The organism is Pseudomonas ulcerans, from assembly GCF_036324125.1.
In the GTDB taxonomy this organism is placed as follows: Bacteria; Pseudomonadota; Gammaproteobacteria; order Pseudomonadales; family Pseudomonadaceae; genus Aquipseudomonas; species Aquipseudomonas ulcerans.
The window spans coordinates 20,695-38,139 of sequence record NZ_JAZDQN010000002.1; the positions used below are offsets into that span (position 1 = coordinate 20,695).

The window sequence follows — 17,445 nt, forward strand, 5'->3', positions numbered from 1 at the left end:
GGTTGACACCCAATAGGGGCGTCTATAGAATCACGCCTCCTTTTAACGGGCGTAGTGCGCCCGGTGGGAATAGCAGCCTGGAGTCTGAAATCCAATGCAAAATCAGCAAATCCGTATCAGGTTGAAGGCATTCGACCATCGCCTGATCGACCAATCTACCCAGGAAATCGTGGAAACCGCGAAACGTACTGGTGCTCAGGTGCGTGGTCCAATTCCACTGCCTACTCGCAAAGAGCGGTTCACCGTTCTGGTCTCCCCGCACGTCAACAAAGACGCGCGTGACCAGTACGAGATCCGTACTCACAAGCGCGTTCTGGACATCGTCCAGCCAACGGATAAAACCGTTGACGCTCTTATGAAGCTCGATCTTGCGGCAGGTGTGGAAGTGCAGATCAGCCTCGGCTAAGACTCGGGTCTTGGTCGTGTAACGCTCTGAAATGGGCGGCCATAGCGGGTGAAAGCCCCGTACACTCATGAGGTTTACAACATGACTATTGGTGTAATCGGTCGTAAGTGCGGTATGACCCGCATTTTCACCGAAGAAGGTGTCTCCATTCCGGTCACGGTCATTGAGATCGAGCCGAATCGTGTCACCCAGTTCAAATCTGAAGAAACCGATGGCTACCGTGCAGTGCAAGTCACTGTTGGTGAGCGTCGTGCTTCGCGCGTGACTGCCGCTCAGGCAGGTCACTTCGCCAAAGCGAACGTTGCCGCTGGTCGCGGTGTCTGGGAGTTCCGCCTTGAAGAAGGCGAGTACCAGGCTGGCGACTTGATCAATGCTGAACTCTTCGCTGCGGGCCAACTGGTAGACGTTACCGGTCAGTCCAAAGGTAAAGGCTTTGCCGGTACCATCAAGCGCTGGAACTTCCGCGGTCAAGACAACACCCACGGTAACTCCGTTTCCCACCGCGTCCCGGGCTCTATCGGCCAGTGCCAGACTCCTGGTCGTGTATTCAAGGGCAAGAAAATGTCCGGTCACATGGGCGCCGAGCGCGTGACCGTTCAGTCCCTGGAAGTAGTGCGTGTCGACGCTGAACGCAATCTGTTGCTGGTCAAGGGTGCCGTTCCTGGCGCTACTGGCGGCGATGTTGTTGTGCGTCCGGCTGTCAAGGCTCGCGGGTAAGGGGAAACTGACATGCAACTTAATGTAAATGACGCTCAGGCGATCGAAGTTTCTGAACTGACCTTCGGTGGCGAATTCAACGAGACGCTGGTACACCAAGCAGTCGTGGCCTACATGGCCGGCGGCCGTCAGGGCACCAAGCAGCAAAAGACCCGTTCCGACGTGGCTGGTGGCGGTAAGCGCCCATGGCGTCAGAAGGGTACTGGCCGTGCTCGTGCCGGTACCACTCGTGGTCCGATCTGGCGTGGCGGTGGTGTAACCTTCGCAGCTCGTCCTCAAGATCACTCGCAGAAGCTCAACAAGAAGATGTATCGCGCAGCACTGCGTTCGATCCTCTCCGAGCTGGTGCGTAGCGACCGTCTGGTCGTGGTTCAGGACTTCGCTGTCGAAGCGCCAAAAACCAAAGATCTGCTGAACAAGCTGAACGGCATGGGTCTGAACGACGTTCTGATCGTTTCGGATGCTGTTGATCAGAACCTGTACCTGGCTGCTCGCAACCTGCCGCACGTTGACGTACGTGACGTCCAGGGTACCGATCCGGTCAGTCTGATCGCATACGAGAAAGTGCTGGTCACTGTCTCGGCCGTGAAGAAATTCGAGGAGCTGCTGGGATGAACCAGGAACGCGTATTCAAAGTCCTCCTTGGCCCGCACGTTTCCGAGAAGGCTACCGTTCTGGCTGAGAAGAAAGGCCAGTTCGTATTCAAGGTTGCTACCGATGCAACCAAGCTGGAAATCAAGAAAGCTGTCGAAGGCCTGTTCGGCGTAAAAGTCGAAAACGTGTCGACCGTTAACGTTCTGGGTAAAACCAAGCGTACCGCACGTGGTCTGGGCAAGCGTAATGACTGGAAGAAAGCGATCGTTTCGCTTCAGCCAGGCCAAGATCTCGATTTCAGCAGCAGTGCTGAGTAAGGAAGGGGTGCATCATGGCAATCGTTAAATGCAAACCGACTTCCCCTGGCCGCCGTTTTGTGGTCAAGGTGGTCAACCAGGAGCTGCACAAAGGCGCTCCTCACGCACCGCTGATCGAGAAAAAATCGAAGTCTGGTGGTCGTAACAACAATGGCCGCATCACCACTCGTCACGTTGGTGGTGGTCATAAGCAGCATTACCGTCTGGTCGACTTCCGTCGCAACGACAAGGACGGCATCGCCGCCACTGTCGAGCGTATCGAATACGACCCGAACCGTACTGCTCACATCGCACTGCTGTGCTACGCAGACGGCGAGCGCCGCTACATCATCGCCCCTAAAGGCGTGAGTGCTGGCGACCAGCTGATCGCAGGCGCTCTGGCTCCAATCAAGCCAGGCAACTCCCTGCAACTGCGCAACATCCCAGTGGGTAGCACCGTTCACGGCATCGAACTGAAGCCGGGTAAAGGTGCACAGATCGCTCGTTCCGCTGGTGCTTCGGCTCAGCTGATCGCTCGCGAAGGTGTCTATGTGACCCTGCGTCTGCGCTCTGGTGAAATGCGTAAAGTCCTGGCTGAGTGCCGTGCGACCCTGGGCGAAGTCTCGAACTCCGAGCACAGCCTGCGTTCGCTGGGTAAAGCTGGTGCCAAACGCTGGCGCGGCGTTCGCCCAACCGTTCGTGGTGTTGCCATGAACCCGGTTGACCACCCACATGGTGGTGGTGAAGGTCGTACCTCCGGTGGTCGTCATCCGGTATCGCCATGGGGCTTCCCGACCAAGGGTGCGAAGACCCGTGGTAATAAGCGTACCGACAACATGATCGTCCGTCGTCGCAAGTAACTAGAGGGATACGACAGTGCCACGTTCTCTGAAAAAAGGTCCTTTTATCGATCTTCACCTTCTGAAGAAGATCGAGGTGGCGGCGGAAAAGAACGATCGCAAACCAGTTAAAACCTGGTCGCGCCGTTCGATGATCCTGCCACAAATGGTCGGTCTGACCATCGCCGTACACAACGGTCGTCAACACGTCCCAGTTCTGGTGAACGAAGACATGGTCGGCCATAAACTGGGCGAGTTTGCCGGTACCCGCACCTACCGCGGGCACGTGGCTGACAAGAAAGCCAAGCGTTAAGGGGTAAGGAAATGGAAGTAGCCGCTAAGTTGTCGGGCGCTCGCATCTCCGCCCAGAAAGCCCGCTTGGTCGCCGACCAGATCCGCGGGAAGAAGGTGGGCGAAGCGCTCAACCTGTTGGCTTTCAGCAGCAAGAAAGCTGCTGAAATCATGAAGAAAGTCCTCGAGTCGGCCGTAGCCAACGCCGAGCATAACGAAGGCGCAGACGTTGATGACCTGAAGGTCTCCACCGTTTTCGTCAACGAAGGGCGTTCGCTGAAGCGCATCATGCCGCGTGCCAAAGGCCGCGCTGATCGCATCGTCAAGCGGTCTTGCCATATCACTGTCAAGGTTGCGGACAAGTAACGGAGTCGATCAGATGGGTCAGAAAGTACATCCCACTGGCATTCGCCTGGGAATCGTCAAGGAGCACACCTCCGTCTGGTATGCAGACGGTGCTACTTACGCAGATTACCTGTTGAAGGATCTGAAAACGCGTGAGTACCTCCAAGACAAACTAAAAAGCGCGTCCGTTAGCCGTATCGATATCCATCGTCCGGCTCAAACTGCACGCATCACCATCCACACCGCTCGTCCAGGTATCGTTATCGGGAAGAAAGGTGAAGATGTTGAAAAACTGCGTCAGGACCTGACCAAGCAAATGGGTGTGCCTGTGCACATCAATATCGAAGAGATCCGCAAGCCGGAGCTCGACGGTATGCTGGTTGCTCAGAGCGTAGCTCAGCAGCTGGAGCGCCGCGTTATGTTCCGTCGCGCCATGAAGCGCGCCGTACAGAACGCCATGCGCATTGGTGCCAAAGGCATCAAGATCCAAGTGAGCGGTCGTCTCGGCGGTGCTGAAATCGCACGTACTGAATGGTATCGCGAAGGTCGTGTGCCACTGCACACCCTGCGTGCCGATATCGACTATGCCACCTACGAAGCTCACACCACCTACGGTGTGATCGGTGTCAAGGTTTGGATCTTCAAAGGCGAAGTTATTGGTGGTCGCCAAGAAGAACTGAAACCACAAGCACCAGCGCCTCGTAAAAAAGCTGCTAAGTAAGGGGTACGCCAAATGTTGCAACCAAAGCGTACAAAATTCCGCAAGCAGATGACTGGCCACAACCGTGGTCTGGCACTGCGCGGTAGCAAGGTCAGCTTCGGCGAGTTCGCCCTGAAAGCTGTTGCCCGCGGTCGTCTCACCGCCCGCCAGATCGAGTCCGCGCGTCGTGCGCTGACCCGTCACGTAAAACGTGGCGGTAAAATCTGGATCCGTGTATTCCCGGACAAGCCGGTTACCAAGAAGCCTCTCGAAGTGCGGATGGGTAAAGGTAAAGGTTCCGTTGAGTACTGGGTTGCCCAGATCCAGCCAGGCAAAGTCCTGTACGAGATCGAGGGTGTTTCTGAAGAGCTGGCGCGTGAGGCTTTCGCCCTGGCTGCTGCAAAGCTGCCTCTCGCCACCTCCTTTGTTAAGCGGACGGTGATGTGATGAAAGCGAATGAACTTCGTGAAAAATCAGCACAGCAGCTGAACGAGCAACTGCTCGGCCTGCTGCGCGACCAGTTCAATCTGCGTATGCAGAAAGCAACTGGCCAGTTGGGGCAGTCGCACCTGCTCTCGCAAGTTAAGCGTGACATCGCTCGCGTGAAAACTGTGCTCAACCAGCAGGCAGGTAAGTGATCATGGCTGAAGCTGAAAAAACCGTCCGTACGCTGACTGGCCGTGTCGTCAGCGACAAGATGGACAAGACCATCACCGTTCTGATCGAGCGTCGCGTAAAGCACCCGATCTACGGTAAATACGTTAAGCGTTCGACTAAGCTGCACGCGCACGACGAAGCCAACCAGTGCAAGATCGGCGACAAGGTTTCCATTCGTGAAACCCGTCCGCTGGCCAAGACCAAGTCCTGGGCACTGGTTGAAGTTCTCGAACGCGCTGTTGAAGTCTAAGGGCTAAGGGTCGGAGATATTTTATGATTCAGACTCAATCCATGCTCGATGTGGCCGATAACAGCGGCGCTCGTCGCGTCATGTGCATCAAGGTTCTCGGCGGTTCGCACCGTCGTTACGCCGCTATCGGTGACATCATCAAGGTAACCGTCAAGGAAGCAATTCCTCGCGGTAAGGTGAAGAAAGGCCAGGTAATGACCGCTGTCGTGGTCCGTACCCGCCATGGCGTCCGTCGTGCTGACGGCTCCATCATCCGCTTTGATGGCAACGCTGCTGTTCTGCTGAACAACAAGCAAGAGCCGATCGGCACCCGTATCTTTGGGCCAGTGACCCGTGAACTTCGTTCCGAGAAGTTCATGAAGATCGTCTCGCTCGCCCCAGAAGTGCTGTAAGGAGATCCGACATGCAAAAGATTCGTCGTGACGACGAGATCATCGTGATCGCCGGCAAAGACAAAGGTAAGCGCGGTAAGGTGCTGAAGGTTCTCGCTGACGACCGTCTGGTCGTTGGTGGGATCAACCTGGTGAAGCGTCATACCAAGCCTAACCCGATGTCGGGCGTACAAGGCGGTATCGTCGAGAAAGAAGCGCCACTGCACGCTTCCAACGTCGCCATTTTCAACGGCGAAACCAACAAGGCTGACCGCGTTGGTTTCAAAGTAGAAGACGGCAAAAAAATTCGTGTCTTCAAGTCGACCCAAAAAGCGGTTGATGCTTGAACACTGCTAGGTAGAAGACCATGGCACGACTGAAAGAGATTTATCGGAAGGAAATCGCTCCCAAGCTTAAGGAAGAACTTAAGCTGGCGAACGTGATGGAAGTTCCGCGCGTTACCAAGATCACCCTGAACATGGGTCTGGGCGAAGCGATCGGCGACAAGAAAGTCATCGAGCACGCTGTTGCCGACCTGGAAAAGATCACCGGCCAGAAAGCTGTTGTGACCTTCGCCCGGAAATCCATCGCTGGCTTCAAAGTCCGCGAAGGCTGGCCGATCGGCGTCAAAGTCACCCTGCGCCGTGACCGTATGTACGAGTTCCTGGACCGCCTGCTGGCGATCTCCCTGCCTCGGGTTCGCGACTTCCGCGGCCTGAATGCCAAGTCCTTCGATGGCCGTGGCAACTACAGCATGGGCGTGAAAGAGCAGATCATCTTCCCGGAAATCGACTACGACAAGATCGATGCTCTCCGCGGTCTGGACATTACCCTGACCACCACTGCTCGTACGGATGACGAAGGTCGCGCCCTGCTGCGTGCTTTCAAATTCCCGTTCCGCAACTGATTGGAGTAGGAAAATGGCCAAGAAGAGCATGAAAAACCGCGAGCTGAAGCGTCAGCTTACGGTCGCTAAATACGCCAAGAAGCGTGCTGAGCTCAAAGCAACCATCGTTGATCTGAACGCAAGTCCAGAAGAGCGTTTTGCTGCTGTTGTCGCTCTGCAGAAGCAACCACGTGACGCCAGCGCCTCGCGCCTGCGTAACCGTTGCCGCCTCACCGGTCGTCCACACGGCGTTTACCGCAAGTTCGGCCTCGGCCGTAACAAGCTGCGTGAAGCAGCAATGCGCGGTGACGTCCCAGGTCTGGTCAAGGCCAGCTGGTAAGACGTACCGGCAGCATCCTGGTGGCGGGGGAGCGATACCTCCGACCACCGGTGATCTTGCAACGAAACAAGCCCCTTTTGGGGCTTGTTTCGTTTCAGGGATGTGTCTAGAATGACCGGCTCACCTGAGCCCGGGTTTTTTGCTCGGCCGTGCAGGTGAGAGTAGTAGCCGAAAGGCTAAATTATTTGTGTATCAGGAGCGTCTAGCCCATGAGTATGCAGGACCCGTTAGCGGACATGCTAACTCGCATCCGTAATGCCCAGATGGCTGAAAAGTCCGTCGTAAGCATGCCTTCGTCGACTCTGAAGGTTGCGGTCGCCAAAGTTCTGAAGGACGAAGGTTACATCGCTGGTTACCAGGTAACCGCCGATGCCAAGCCATCGCTCTCCATCGAGCTGAAATACTTCGAAGGCCGTCCGGTCATCGAGGAAGTCAAGCGCGTAAGCCGTCCTGGTCTGCGCCAGTACAAGTCCGTCGAAGAACTGCCGAAAGTACGTGGCGGTCTGGGCGTGTCTATCGTCTCCACCAACAAGGGTGTGATGACTGATCGTGCTGCGCGTGCTGCCGGTGTTGGCGGCGAAGTTCTCTGCACAGTGTTCTAAGGGGGGATAAGCATGTCTCGCGTCGCTAAGAACCCCGTTAAGCTGCCAGCCGGTGTCGAAGTCAAATTCGCCGGTCAACAGCTTTCGGTGAAGGGTGCCAAGGGCACTCTCGAACTGAACGTTCACTCGTCTGTAGAAGTTGTTGAAGAAGCTGGTGAGCTGCGTTTCGCTGCTCGCAACGGCGATCAACAAACCCGCGCTATGGCCGGTACCACCCGTGCCCTGGTAAACAACATGGTCCAGGGCGTAAGCCAAGGCTTCGAGCGCAAGCTCCAGCTGGTCGGTGTTGGTTACAAAGCACAAGCCAAAGGCAACGTGCTGAACCTGGCGCTCGGCTTCTCGCATCCAGTGGATTACGAACTGCCAGCCGGTATCACCGCTGAGACTCCTAGCCAGACCGACATCCTGATCAAGGGTATCGACAAGCAGCTGGTAGGTCAGGTGGCCGCTGAAATCCGCGACTTCCGTCCGCCAGAGCCGTACAAAGGCAAGGGTGTGCGTTACGCGGACGAAGTAGTCCGTCGTAAAGAAGCCAAGAAGAAGTAGGGCATAGCAAATGACCGACAAAAAAGTTACTCGTCTGCGTCGCGCTCGCAAAGCACGCCTGAAAATGCACGATCTCGAAGTCGTGCGTCTGTGCGTGTTCCGCTCCTCGCAGCACATCTACGCCCAGGTCATCTCGGCCGACGGCAGCAAAGTCCTGGCCAGCGCCTCGACTTTGGACAAAGAACTGCGTGATGGCGCCACCGGCAACATCGACGCGGCCACTAAGGTTGGCAAGCTGGTAGCTGAGCGTGCGAAAGCCGCCGGTGTATCTCAAGTTGCCTTTGACCGTTCCGGCTTCAAGTACCATGGCCGCGTGAAAGCGCTGGCTGATGCTGCTCGTGAAGGCGGGCTGGAGTTCTAAGTTATGGCAAATAACGATCAAAAGCGCGACGAAGGCTACATCGAGAAGCTGGTTCAGGTTAACCGCGTTGCCAAGACCGTAAAAGGCGGCCGTATCTTCACCTTCACCGCGCTGACCGTGGTAGGTGATGGCAAGGGCCGTGTCGGCTTCGGCCGTGGCAAGTCGCGCGAAGTACCAGCTGCGATCCAGAAAGCCATGGAAGCCGCTCGCCGCAACATGATTCAGGTTGACCTGGACGGCACTACTCTGCAGTACGCCACCAAGTCCGCCCATGGCGCGTCGAAGGTCTACATGCAGCCTGCTTCCGAAGGTACCGGTATCATCGCCGGTGGCGCAATGCGTGCCGTCCTGGAAGTTGCTGGCGTTCAGAACGTCCTGGCCAAGTGCTATGGCTCTACCAACCCTGTCAACGTGGTTCACGCCACCTTCAAGGGTCTGAAGGCTATGCAATCTCCTGAATCCATTGCTGCCAAGCGCGGCAAGAGCGTTGAGGAGATTCTCTGATCATGGCTACCGTTAAAGTAACGCTGATCAAAAGCACCGCCGGCCGCCTGCCTAACCACAAGCTGTGTGTTAAAGGCCTGGGTCTGCGTCGCATCGGTCACACTGTAGAAGTCCTGGATACTCCCGAGAACCGCGGGATGATCAACAAGGCTTACTACATGCTGCGCGTCGAGGGTTAATCGATGAAACTCAATGATCTGAGTCCAGCGCCGGGTTCCCGTCGCGAGAAGCATCGTCCGGGTCGTGGTATCGGTAGCGGTTTGGGCAAGACTGGTGGCCGCGGTCACAAAGGTCAGACCTCCCGCTCCGGTGGCACCATCGCTCCAGGCTTTGAAGGCGGTCAACAGCCGCTGCACCGTCGTCTGCCGAAATTCGGCTTCGTTTCCCTGAAAGCCATGGACCGCGCCGAAGTGCGTCTGTCCGAGTTGGCCAAGGTGGAAGGCGACGTGATCTCCGTTCAGTCCCTGAAGGACGCCAACGTGATTAACCAGAACGTACAGCGTGTGAAAATCATGCTGTCGGGCGAAGTTACTCGCGCGGTCACCATCAAGGGCATCGCAGCCACCAAGGGTGCGCGTGCGGCTATCGAAGCAGCTGGCGGCAAGTTCGAGGAATAAATGGCTAAGCAAGGTGCTCTCTCTTCGCTCGGCAAAGGCGGGATGTCTGAACTTTGGGCTCGTCTGCGTTTTCTGTTCATGGCGATCATCGTCTATCGGATAGGTGCGCATATCCCAGTTCCAGGTGTTAACCCGGACCGGCTGGCGGAACTGTTTCGACAGAATGAGGGGACCATTCTTAGCTTGTTCAACATGTTTTCCGGTGGCGCGCTGGAGCGCATGAGCGTATTTGCACTGGGGATCATGCCGTACATTTCGGCATCGATCATCATGCAGCTCATGAGTGCAGTCAGCCCGCAACTGGAGCAGTTGAAGAAGGAAGGTGAATCTGGCCGTCGCAAGATCAGCCAGTACACCCGCTACCTCACCGTAATCCTGGCGTTGGTCCAGGCCACTGGCATGTCCATTGGTCTGGCTGGTCAGGGCGTGGCGTTTTCTGCAGGCTTCGGCTTCCATTTCGTTGCGGTTTCCACTTTCGTGGCTGGCGCAATGTTCATGATGTGGCTGGGCGAGCAGATCACGGAGCGCGGTGTGGGCAACGGTATCTCGATGCTTATCTTCGCGGGTATCGTTGCCGGTCTTCCGAGAGCAATCGGGCAGTCTTTCGAGTCTGCACGTACGGGTGATATCAACATTTTCGCCCTGGTCGCTATCGGTCTGCTGGCAGTAGCGATTATCGGCTTCGTGGTGTTCATCGAGCGTGGTCAGCGTCGTATCGCCGTTCACTACGCCAAGCGTCAGCAGGGCCGCAAGGTCTTCGCTGCGCAGACGAGCCACTTGCCGCTTAAAGTGAACATGGCTGGTGTTATTCCAGCCATTTTCGCAAGCAGCATTCTGCTGTTTCCGGCTTCGCTGGGTTCCTGGTTCGGCCAGTCCGAAGGTTTGGGCTGGTTGCAGGATGTCGCGCAGTCGATCGCTCCTGGTCAGCCGTTGAACATTTTGCTGTTTAGTGCAGGGATCGTTTTCTTCTGCTTCTTCTATACCGCACTGATGTTCAATCCGAAGGACGTAGCGGAAAACCTTAAGAAGTCCGGTGCCTTTATTCCGGGTATCCGTCCTGGTGAGCAGTCGGCGCGCTACATTGATGGCGTTCTGACTCGTCTGACCATGTTCGGTGCTCTTTATATGACGGCCGTCTGCTTGCTGCCCCAGTTCCTGGTCGTGGCTGCAAACGTTCCGTTCTACCTTGGCGGGACCTCGTTGCTGATTGTGGTAGTGGTTGTGATGGACTTTATGTCCCAAGTACAATCGCACCTCGTTTCGCACCAGTACGAATCCCTGATGAAGAAAGCCAACCTGAAAGGCTATGGCGGCAGCAGTCTGCTGCGCTGAAACCCCTAAGGTTCGAGGAGTTGGTGATGAAAGTTCGTGCATCGGTGAAAAAACTGTGCCGTAACTGCAAGATTATTCGCCGCGAAGGTGTCGTTCGAGTAATTTGCAGCGCGGAACCACGTCACAAGCAGCGCCAAGGCTGAGTGTGATCTGTGCTTCAAACCCAGCAGCTAGTGTGCTGCTGGGTTGATTAATTGTTTCTACAGCGATATTATCTCGCGCCCTATTTCTTGGCTTCCGGGGCGTAGGTAGCTGTCAATTGGAGTCCCACTGAATGGCCCGTATTGCAGGCGTTAACATTCCAGATAACAAGCATACTGTTATCTCGCTGACCTACATCTATGGTGTCGGTCGCACTACTGCACAGAAAATCTGTGCAGACGCTGGTGTAAACCCAGCCGCTAAGATCAAGGATCTGAGCGACGAGCAGATTGAACAGCTGCGTGGCGAAGTCGCGAAGATCACCACCGAAGGTGATCTGCGTCGTGACATCAACATGAAAATCAAGCGTTTGATGGACCTGGGCTGCTACCGCGGTCTGCGCCATCGTCGGGGTCTGCCAGTACGCGGTCAGCGTACCAAGACCAATGCCCGCACCCGTAAGGGTCCGCGTAAGCCGATCCGCAAGTAATCGCACCAGCGAATCGACAGGAATTTAGACATGGCAAAACCTGCTGCTCGTCCTCGTAAGAAAGTCAAAAAGACAGTGGTTGATGGCATCGCCCACATCCATGCGTCTTTCAACAACACCATCGTGACCATCACCGATCGTCAAGGTAACGCTCTGTCCTGGGCTACCTCCGGCGGTTCGGGTTTCCGTGGTTCCCGCAAATCGACCCCGTTCGCTGCTCAGGTAGCTGCTGAACGTGCTGGTCAAGCTGCGCTGGAATACGGCCTGAAGAACCTCGACGTCAACGTCAAGGGTCCAGGTCCAGGTCGTGAGTCCGCTGTTCGTGCACTGAACGGCTGCGGCTACAAGATCGCCAGCATCACCGACGTGACGCCAATCCCGCATAACGGGTGCCGTCCGCCGAAGAAGCGTCGCGTGTAATCAGGAGACAGATAAATGGCACGTTACATTGGTCCAAAATGCAAACTGTCTCGTCGTGAAGGCACCGACCTGTTCCTGAAGAGCGGCGTTCGCGCTCTGGAATCGAAGTGCAACATCGAAGCAGCCCCAGGTATCCACGGCCAGCGCCGTGGCCGTCAGTCCGACTACGGCACCCAGCTGCGCGAGAAGCAAAAAGTTCGTCGTATCTATGGCGTTCTCGAGCGTCAATTCAGCGGTTACTACAAGCAGGCAGCAGCCAAGAAAGGCGCTACCGGCGAGAACCTGCTGCAACTGCTCGAATGCCGTCTGGATAACGTCGTTTATCGTATGGGCTTCGGCGCTACCCGTGCTGAATCCCGTCAGCTGGTTTCGCACAAGGCGATCAGCATCAACGGCAAGACTGTAAACGTTCCGTCCTACCAAGTTCGTCCGGGTGACGTGGTCGCAGTTCGCGAGAAGTCGCTGAACCAGCTGCGCATTGTTCAAGCCCTTGAACTGTGTGCTCAGCGTGGCCGCGTTGAGTGGGTTGACGTGGATGCTGCCAAGAAGTCGGGCGTTTTCAAGAACGTTCCTGCTCGCAGCGACCTGTCTGCCGACATCAACGAAAACCTGATTGTCGAGCTCTACTCCAAGTAAGGGCTAGAAAATAGGTGCATCCATGCAGATTTCGGTAAATGAGTTCCTGACGCCCCGCCACATCGATGTGCAGGTCGTCAGTCCAACCCGCGCTAAAATCACGCTCGAGCCTCTCGAGCGTGGTTTCGGCCATACCCTGGGCAACGCGCTGCGCCGCATCCTGTTGTCCTCCATGCCTGGCTGTGCAGTAGTCGAGGCCGAGATCGACGGCGTACTCCATGAGTACTCCGCGATCGAAGGTGTACAGGAAGACGTCATTGAAATCCTGTTGAACCTGAAAGGCCTGGCTATCAAGCTGCACGGTCGTGACGAAGTTACGCTGACCTTGTCGAAAAAGGGTTCGGGGGTGGTTACCGCTGCCGATATTCAGCTGGATCATGATGTCGAGATCGTTAATCCCGATCACGTAATCGCTAACCTGGCGTCCAACGGCGCCCTGAACATGAAGCTCACCGTAGCTCGTGGTCGTGGTTATGAACCGGCCGATTCGCGTCAGAGCGATGAAGACGAAAGCCGCAGCATCGGTCGCTTGCAGCTCGACTCTTCGTTCAGCCCGGTTCGCCGTATCGCATACGTGGTGGAAAACGCCCGTGTCGAGCAGCGTACCAACCTGGACAAGCTGGTTATTGATCTGGAAACCAACGGTACCCTGGATCCTGAAGAGGCCATCCGTCGTGCTGCAACCATCCTGCAACAGCAGCTGGCTGCATTCGTCGACCTCAAAGGTGACAGCGAGCCCGTGGTAGTCGAGCAGGAAGACGAGATCGATCCGATCCTGCTTCGTCCGGTTGACGATCTGGAATTGACTGTACGTTCGGCCAACTGCCTGAAGGCGGAGAACATCTACTACATCGGTGACCTGATTCAGCGTACCGAAGTAGAGCTGTTGAAAACTCCAAACCTCGGCAAGAAGTCCCTGACTGAAATCAAGGACGTACTGGCTTCCCGTGGTCTGTCCCTCGGCATGCGCCTCGACAACTGGCCGCCTGCAAGTCTTAAGAAAGACGACAAGGCGACTGCCTGATCGTCGTAATCACCGAACGTACTGTTTGGTAAGGAATGAATCATGCGTCATCGTAAAAGTGGACGTCACCTGAGCCGTACCAGCTCCCACCGCAAAGCCATGTTCCAGAACATGGCGGTGTCGCTGATCGAGCACGAGCTGATCAAGACCACCCTGCCAAAAGCCAAGGAGCTGCGTCGCGTTGCCGAGCCGCTGATCACCCTGGCCAAGGAAGACAGCGTAGCTAACCGTCGTCTGGCTTTCGACCGTACTCGTTCGAAAGAAGCCGTTGGTAAGCTGTTCAACGATCTGGGCAAGCGCTATGCCACCCGTCAGGGCGGCTACCTGCGTATCCTCAAGTGCGGTTTCCGCGCTGGCGATAACGCACCTATGGCGTACGTCGAGCTGGTTGATCGTCCAGTCGGTGGTTCGGTAGAAGCCGCTGAGTAAGACGAACAGTCTTCTACAAGAAACCGGGCCTAGTGCCCGGTTTTTTGTTGTCGGCTATTCGAGAATGCAAAACACTCTTGCGCCATAGTCGAAATGAAAAGAAGAACTCACCTCATTTGACGCACTTTTCAATGAAAATCACTACTGTTCGCCCACTTTTTTACGTGTTTTTGCGCAAATTCCAGTGACCTCCCGGTCATCCTGGTTCAAACTAGGGTCTTTCAAACAGGGAGATGCGGGACGATGCAAGGTCACCCGGACGTAATCGACTATCTCAACACGTTGCTGACGGGCGAACTGGCGGCACGCGATCAGTATTTCATCCATTCGCGGATGTACGAGGACTGGGGCTTCAGCAAGCTCTACGAACGTATCAATCACGAGATGGAAGAAGAGGCACAACACGCTGATGCTCTGATGCGTCGCATCCTCATGCTCGAAGGCACCCCACGCATGCGCCCGGACGACCTGGACATTGGCACCAGCGTGCCGGACATGATCGCCGCGGACCTGCGCCTGGAGTACAAGGTTCGCGCTGCCCTGTGCAAGGGCATCGAGTTGTGCGAACTGCACAAGGACTACATCAGCCGCGACATCCTGCGCCTGCAGCTGGCGGATACCGAGGAAGATCACACCTACTGGCTGGAGAAGCAGCAAGGCCTGATCAAGTCGCTGGGTCTGGAGAACTACCTGCAATCGCAGATGTAAGTTTTCCGGCGTCCAAGAAAAAGCCCCTGTCGTTTACACGACAGGGGCTTTTTCGTTAGTCACCGCATGGGTCAGGCGCGATCACGCTCCAGCAGTGGCGCCAGGTAGTGCCCAGTATGGGACTGTTTCATCTTCGCGAGGTCTTCCGGCGTGCCGCAGGCGATGATCTGACCGCCCTTGGAGCCGCCTTCCGGACCAAGGTCCACCAGCCAGTCGGCAGTCTTGATCACATCCAGATTGTGCTCGATCACCACCACGGTATTACCGTGGTCGCGCAGGCGGTGCAAGACGTCCAGCAACTGCTGGATATCCGCGAAGTGCAGGCCGGTGGTCGGCTCGTCGAGGATGTACAGGGTCTTGCCGGTGTCACGCTTGGACAGCTCGCGGGACAGCTTGACCCGTTGCGCCTCGCCGCCGGACAGGGTGGTCGCCGATTGTCCGAGTTTTATGTAGGACAGGCCCACGTCCATCAGCGTCTGCAGCTTGCGCGCCAGCGCCGGCACTGCGTCGAAGAACTGGCGGGCGTCCTCGATGGTCATTTCCAGGACCTCGTGGATGTTCTTGCCCTTGTACTTGATCTCCAGGGTCTCGCGGTTGTAGCGCTTGCTCTTGCACACGTCGCAGGGCACGTAGATGTCCGGCAAGAAGTGCATTTCCACCTTGATCAGGCCATCGCCCTGGCAGGCCTCGCAGCGCCCGCCCTTGACGTTGAACGAGAAGCGCCCCGGGCCATAACCCCGCGCCCGCGCCTCGGGCACGCCGGAGAACAGTTCGCGGATCGGCGTGAACAGCCCGGTGTAGGTCGCCGGGTTGGAGCGTGGCGTACGGCCGATCGGGCTCTGGTCGATGTCGACCACCTTGTCCAGGTGTTGCAGGCCATCGCAGCTGTCGTGGGCGGCAGCTTCGAGGGTGGAGGCGCCGTTCAGCGCGGTGGCGGCCAGTGGGAACAGGGTGTTGTTGATCAGGGTCGACTTACCGGAGCCGGATACCCCGGTAACGCAGGTCAGCAGGCCGATCGGAATCTCCAGATTGACGTTCTGCAGGTTGTTGCCCCGCGCGCCCTTGAGCTTGATCGACAGCTTCTTGTCCCGCGGCGTACGCTTGGCCGGCACGACGATCTTCTTGCGTCCGGACAGGTACATGCCGGTCAGCGAGTCAGGATGGGCCATGACCTCGGCCGGCGATCCCTCGGCGACGATCTGCCCACCGTGCACGCCGGCGCCAGGGCCGATGTCCACCACGTAGTCGGCGAGGCGGATGGCATCCTCATCGTGCTCGACCACGATCACCGTGTTGCCGATATCGCGCAGGTGGTTGAGGGTTGCCAGCAGGCGGTCGTTGTCGCGTTGGTGCAGGCCGATGGATGGCTCGTCGAGGATATACATCACCCCCACCAGGCCGGCACCGATCTGGCTGGCCAGGCGGATACGCTGGGCCTCGCCGCCGGACAGGGTGTCGGCGCTGCGGTCGAGGGTCAGGTAATCGAGGCCGACGTTGACCAGGAACTGCAGGCGCTCGCAGATTTCCTTGAGGATCTTGTCGGCGATTTCGCCACGGCGCCCGGTCAGCTTCAGCCCGCCGAAGTACTGGCTGGCATCGCCGATCGGCAGGCAGGTCACCGCCGGCAGGGTCTTTTCGCCAACCCAGACATGCCGCGCTTCGCGGCGCAGGCGGGTACCGCGGCAGTCAGGGCACGGCTGGGTGCTGAGGAACTTGGCCAGCTCTTCGCGAACGGTAGCGGACTCGGTCTCGCGGTAGCGCCGCTCCAGGTTCGGCACGATGCCTTCGAACGGGTGCGAGCGCTTGACGATGTCGCCACGGTCGTTGAGGTATTTGAAATCGACGTTCTGCGTGCCGCTGCCATAGAGGATGGTTTTCTGCTGGTCGGCGGGTAGTTCGTTGAACGGCATTTCCAGGCTGAAGCCGAAATGCGCGGCCAGCGAGCCGAGCATCTGGAAGTAGTAGACGTTGCGCCGATCCCAGCCGCGAATCGCGCCCTCGGCCAGCGTCAGTTCGCCATTGACCAGGCGCTTGGCATCGAAGAACTGCTTGACCCCCAGGCCATCGCAGGTCGGACAGGCGCCGGCCGGGTTGTTGAAGGAAAACAGCTTGGGCTCCAGCTCGCTGATCGCGTGGCCGCAGATGGGGCAGGCGAAGCGTGCGGAGAAGATCATTTCCTCGCCGGCTTCGTCGTCCATCGGCGCGACCAGGGCGATACCGTCGGCCAGGTTGATCGCGGTCTCGAAGGACTCGGCCAGGCGCTGTTGCAGGTCGGCGCGGACCTTGAAGCGGTCCACCACCACGTCGATGCTGTGCTTCTTCTGCTTGTCGAGCTTGGGCAATTCGTCCAGTTCGTACAGCTTGCCGTCGACCCGGGCGCGGACGAAGCCTTGGGCGCGCAGCTCCTCGAACACCGCGAGGTGCTCGCCCTTGCGCTCGCGCACCACGGGGGCCAGCAGCATCAGCTTGCTGCCTTCCGGTTGCGCCAGGACCAGGTCGACCATCTGGCTGACCGTTTGCGCTTCCAGCGGGATATCGTGATCCGGGCAACGCGGTGTACCGACGCGGGCATAGAGCAGGCGCAGATAGTCGTAGATCTCGGTGATGGTGCCGACAGTGGAGCGGGGGTTGTGCGAGGTGGATTTCTGCTCGATGGAAATCGCTGGCGACAGGCCTTCGATGGTGTCGACGTCGGGCTTTTCCATCATCGACAGGAACTGCCGGGCATAGGCCGACAGGGATTCCACGTAGCGTCGCTGGCCCTCGGCGTACAGCGTATCGAAGGCCAGGGAAGACTTGCCGGAACCGGACAGGCCGGTGATGACGATCAGCTTGTCCCGCGGCAGGGTCAGGTCAATGTTCTTCAGGTTGTGGGTGCGCGCCCCACGAATCAGGATCTTGTCCACTACGGCCTCGCTTGGCGGGCATAAACCCAGAAGTATA

At 57.4% G+C, this 17,445-nt stretch carries 30 protein-coding genes; 29 read left to right on the forward strand and 1 reads right to left on the reverse strand.

Features of this window, described 5'->3' with window-relative positions; genetic code table 11:
• The first annotated feature begins 94 nt into the window (after window positions 1-94).
• The 29 genes from rpsJ (at window position 95) to bfr (ending at window position 14,502) form a co-directional block, all read left to right on the forward strand.
• On the forward strand, window positions 95-406 hold the full coding sequence (gene rpsJ / locus V0R59_RS01965; protein ID WP_003186070.1) for a 30S ribosomal protein S10: 312 nt from the start codon (window positions 95-97) through the stop codon (window positions 404-406).
• A gap of 81 nt (window positions 407-487) precedes the next feature.
• Window positions 488-1,123: a 50S ribosomal protein L3 gene (gene rplC / locus V0R59_RS01970; protein ID WP_330073297.1), complete on the forward strand. Its 636-nt coding sequence runs from the start codon at window positions 488-490 to the stop codon at window positions 1,121-1,123.
• A 12-nt stretch (window positions 1,124-1,135) separates the two neighbouring features.
• Entirely contained in the window at window positions 1,136-1,738 is a 603-nt protein-coding gene (gene rplD, locus V0R59_RS01975) for a 50S ribosomal protein L4 (RefSeq protein WP_330073296.1), read from the forward strand.
• Complete coding sequence (gene rplW / locus V0R59_RS01980; RefSeq protein WP_010220306.1) at window positions 1,735-2,034, forward strand: 50S ribosomal protein L23; 300 nt, start codon at window positions 1,735-1,737, stop codon at window positions 2,032-2,034. Before rplD ends, rplW begins: the two co-directional genes overlap by 4 nt.
• Window positions 2,035-2,048: 14 nt before the next feature.
• The gene (gene rplB, locus V0R59_RS01985; RefSeq protein ID WP_042123521.1) at window positions 2,049-2,873 is read left to right on the forward strand and encodes a 50S ribosomal protein L2; all 825 of its coding nucleotides are present in this window, start codon (window positions 2,049-2,051) and stop codon (window positions 2,871-2,873) included.
• Window positions 2,874-2,889: 16 nt separating this feature from the next.
• The gene (rpsS, locus tag V0R59_RS01990; RefSeq protein WP_002555486.1) at window positions 2,890-3,165 is read left to right on the forward strand and encodes a 30S ribosomal protein S19; all 276 of its coding nucleotides are present in this window, start codon (window positions 2,890-2,892) and stop codon (window positions 3,163-3,165) included.
• A gap of 11 nt (window positions 3,166-3,176) precedes the next feature.
• Window positions 3,177-3,509: a 50S ribosomal protein L22 gene (gene rplV, locus V0R59_RS01995; protein WP_003103908.1), complete on the forward strand. Its 333-nt coding sequence runs from the start codon at window positions 3,177-3,179 to the stop codon at window positions 3,507-3,509.
• A 13-nt stretch (window positions 3,510-3,522) separates the two neighbouring features.
• Window positions 3,523-4,209, forward strand: a complete 687-nt coding sequence (rpsC, locus tag V0R59_RS02000; protein WP_009397510.1) for a 30S ribosomal protein S3 — start codon at window positions 3,523-3,525, stop codon at window positions 4,207-4,209.
• A 12-nt stretch (window positions 4,210-4,221) separates the two neighbouring features.
• Window positions 4,222-4,635, forward strand: coding sequence for a 50S ribosomal protein L16 (gene rplP, locus V0R59_RS02005; RefSeq protein WP_009397508.1), 414 nt, complete (start codon window positions 4,222-4,224; stop codon window positions 4,633-4,635).
• Window positions 4,635-4,826, forward strand: coding sequence for a 50S ribosomal protein L29 (rpmC, locus tag V0R59_RS02010; protein ID WP_002555481.1), 192 nt, complete (start codon window positions 4,635-4,637; stop codon window positions 4,824-4,826). The genes rplP and rpmC overlap by 1 nt, the downstream gene beginning before the upstream one ends.
• 2 nt (window positions 4,827-4,828) lie before the next feature.
• Window positions 4,829-5,095 (forward strand): 30S ribosomal protein S17, encoded by a 267-nt coding sequence (gene rpsQ, locus V0R59_RS02015; RefSeq protein ID WP_003255478.1) that lies wholly within the window; start codon window positions 4,829-4,831, stop codon window positions 5,093-5,095.
• Between the two features lie 23 nt (window positions 5,096-5,118).
• Window positions 5,119-5,487 (forward strand): 50S ribosomal protein L14, encoded by a 369-nt coding sequence (gene rplN / locus V0R59_RS02020; protein ID WP_009397502.1) that lies wholly within the window; start codon window positions 5,119-5,121, stop codon window positions 5,485-5,487.
• Between the two features lie 11 nt (window positions 5,488-5,498).
• Window positions 5,499-5,813, forward strand: a complete 315-nt coding sequence (rplX, locus tag V0R59_RS02025) for a 50S ribosomal protein L24 (protein ID WP_009397501.1) — start codon at window positions 5,499-5,501, stop codon at window positions 5,811-5,813.
• Window positions 5,814-5,833: 20 nt separating this feature from the next.
• Window positions 5,834-6,373 (forward strand): 50S ribosomal protein L5, encoded by a 540-nt coding sequence (gene rplE, locus V0R59_RS02030; protein WP_009397500.1) that lies wholly within the window; start codon window positions 5,834-5,836, stop codon window positions 6,371-6,373.
• A 13-nt stretch (window positions 6,374-6,386) separates the two neighbouring features.
• Window positions 6,387-6,692 (forward strand): 30S ribosomal protein S14, encoded by a 306-nt coding sequence (rpsN, locus tag V0R59_RS02035; protein WP_075805186.1) that lies wholly within the window; start codon window positions 6,387-6,389, stop codon window positions 6,690-6,692.
• 209 nt (window positions 6,693-6,901) lie between these two features.
• A complete protein-coding gene (gene rpsH, locus V0R59_RS02040) occupies window positions 6,902-7,294 on the forward strand; it encodes a 30S ribosomal protein S8 (protein WP_330073295.1) in 393 nt (130 codons plus the stop codon).
• Window positions 7,295-7,306: 12 nt separating this feature from the next.
• Window positions 7,307-7,840 (forward strand): 50S ribosomal protein L6, encoded by a 534-nt coding sequence (rplF, locus tag V0R59_RS02045; RefSeq protein WP_042123531.1) that lies wholly within the window; start codon window positions 7,307-7,309, stop codon window positions 7,838-7,840.
• A gap of 10 nt (window positions 7,841-7,850) precedes the next feature.
• Window positions 7,851-8,201 (forward strand): 50S ribosomal protein L18, encoded by a 351-nt coding sequence (rplR, locus tag V0R59_RS02050; RefSeq protein ID WP_042123534.1) that lies wholly within the window; start codon window positions 7,851-7,853, stop codon window positions 8,199-8,201.
• A gap of 3 nt (window positions 8,202-8,204) precedes the next feature.
• A complete protein-coding gene (gene rpsE, locus V0R59_RS02055) occupies window positions 8,205-8,705 on the forward strand; it encodes a 30S ribosomal protein S5 (protein ID WP_042123536.1) in 501 nt (166 codons plus the stop codon).
• Between the two features lie 2 nt (window positions 8,706-8,707).
• Window positions 8,708-8,884 (forward strand): 50S ribosomal protein L30, encoded by a 177-nt coding sequence (gene rpmD, locus V0R59_RS02060; RefSeq protein ID WP_010220317.1) that lies wholly within the window; start codon window positions 8,708-8,710, stop codon window positions 8,882-8,884.
• Window positions 8,885-8,887: 3 nt separating this feature from the next.
• Window positions 8,888-9,322 carry a 50S ribosomal protein L15 gene (gene rplO, locus V0R59_RS02065; protein ID WP_330073294.1) on the forward strand — a complete coding sequence of 145 codons (435 nt, stop codon included), beginning with the start codon at window positions 8,888-8,890 and terminating at the stop codon, window positions 9,320-9,322.
• A complete protein-coding gene (secY, locus tag V0R59_RS02070) occupies window positions 9,323-10,654 on the forward strand; it encodes a preprotein translocase subunit SecY (protein WP_330073293.1) in 1,332 nt (443 codons plus the stop codon).
• Window positions 10,655-10,680: 26 nt separating this feature from the next.
• Complete coding sequence (gene rpmJ, locus V0R59_RS02075) at window positions 10,681-10,797, forward strand: 50S ribosomal protein L36 (protein ID WP_002555468.1); 117 nt, start codon at window positions 10,681-10,683, stop codon at window positions 10,795-10,797.
• A 131-nt stretch (window positions 10,798-10,928) separates the two neighbouring features.
• Complete coding sequence (gene rpsM / locus V0R59_RS02080; protein ID WP_330073292.1) at window positions 10,929-11,285, forward strand: 30S ribosomal protein S13; 357 nt, start codon at window positions 10,929-10,931, stop codon at window positions 11,283-11,285.
• A 30-nt stretch (window positions 11,286-11,315) separates the two neighbouring features.
• Window positions 11,316-11,705: a 30S ribosomal protein S11 gene (gene rpsK, locus V0R59_RS02085; RefSeq protein ID WP_002555466.1), complete on the forward strand. Its 390-nt coding sequence runs from the start codon at window positions 11,316-11,318 to the stop codon at window positions 11,703-11,705.
• A 15-nt stretch (window positions 11,706-11,720) separates the two neighbouring features.
• Complete coding sequence (rpsD, locus tag V0R59_RS02090; protein WP_075805180.1) at window positions 11,721-12,341, forward strand: 30S ribosomal protein S4; 621 nt, start codon at window positions 11,721-11,723, stop codon at window positions 12,339-12,341.
• Window positions 12,342-12,363: 22 nt separating this feature from the next.
• Window positions 12,364-13,365: a DNA-directed RNA polymerase subunit alpha gene (locus V0R59_RS02095; protein WP_003186012.1), complete on the forward strand. Its 1,002-nt coding sequence runs from the start codon at window positions 12,364-12,366 to the stop codon at window positions 13,363-13,365.
• A 42-nt stretch (window positions 13,366-13,407) separates the two neighbouring features.
• Entirely contained in the window at window positions 13,408-13,794 is a 387-nt protein-coding gene (gene rplQ / locus V0R59_RS02100) for a 50S ribosomal protein L17 (RefSeq protein ID WP_009397469.1), read from the forward strand.
• A 243-nt stretch (window positions 13,795-14,037) separates the two neighbouring features.
• A complete protein-coding gene (gene bfr / locus V0R59_RS02105; protein WP_330073291.1) occupies window positions 14,038-14,502 on the forward strand; it encodes a bacterioferritin in 465 nt (154 codons plus the stop codon).
• A gap of 71 nt (window positions 14,503-14,573) precedes the next feature.
• Here bfr and uvrA read toward each other — a convergent pair whose 3' ends face one another.
• Entirely contained in the window at window positions 14,574-17,408 is a 2,835-nt protein-coding gene (uvrA, locus tag V0R59_RS02110) for an excinuclease ABC subunit UvrA (RefSeq protein ID WP_330073290.1), read from the reverse strand.
• Window positions 17,409-17,445 lie beyond the last annotated feature (37 nt).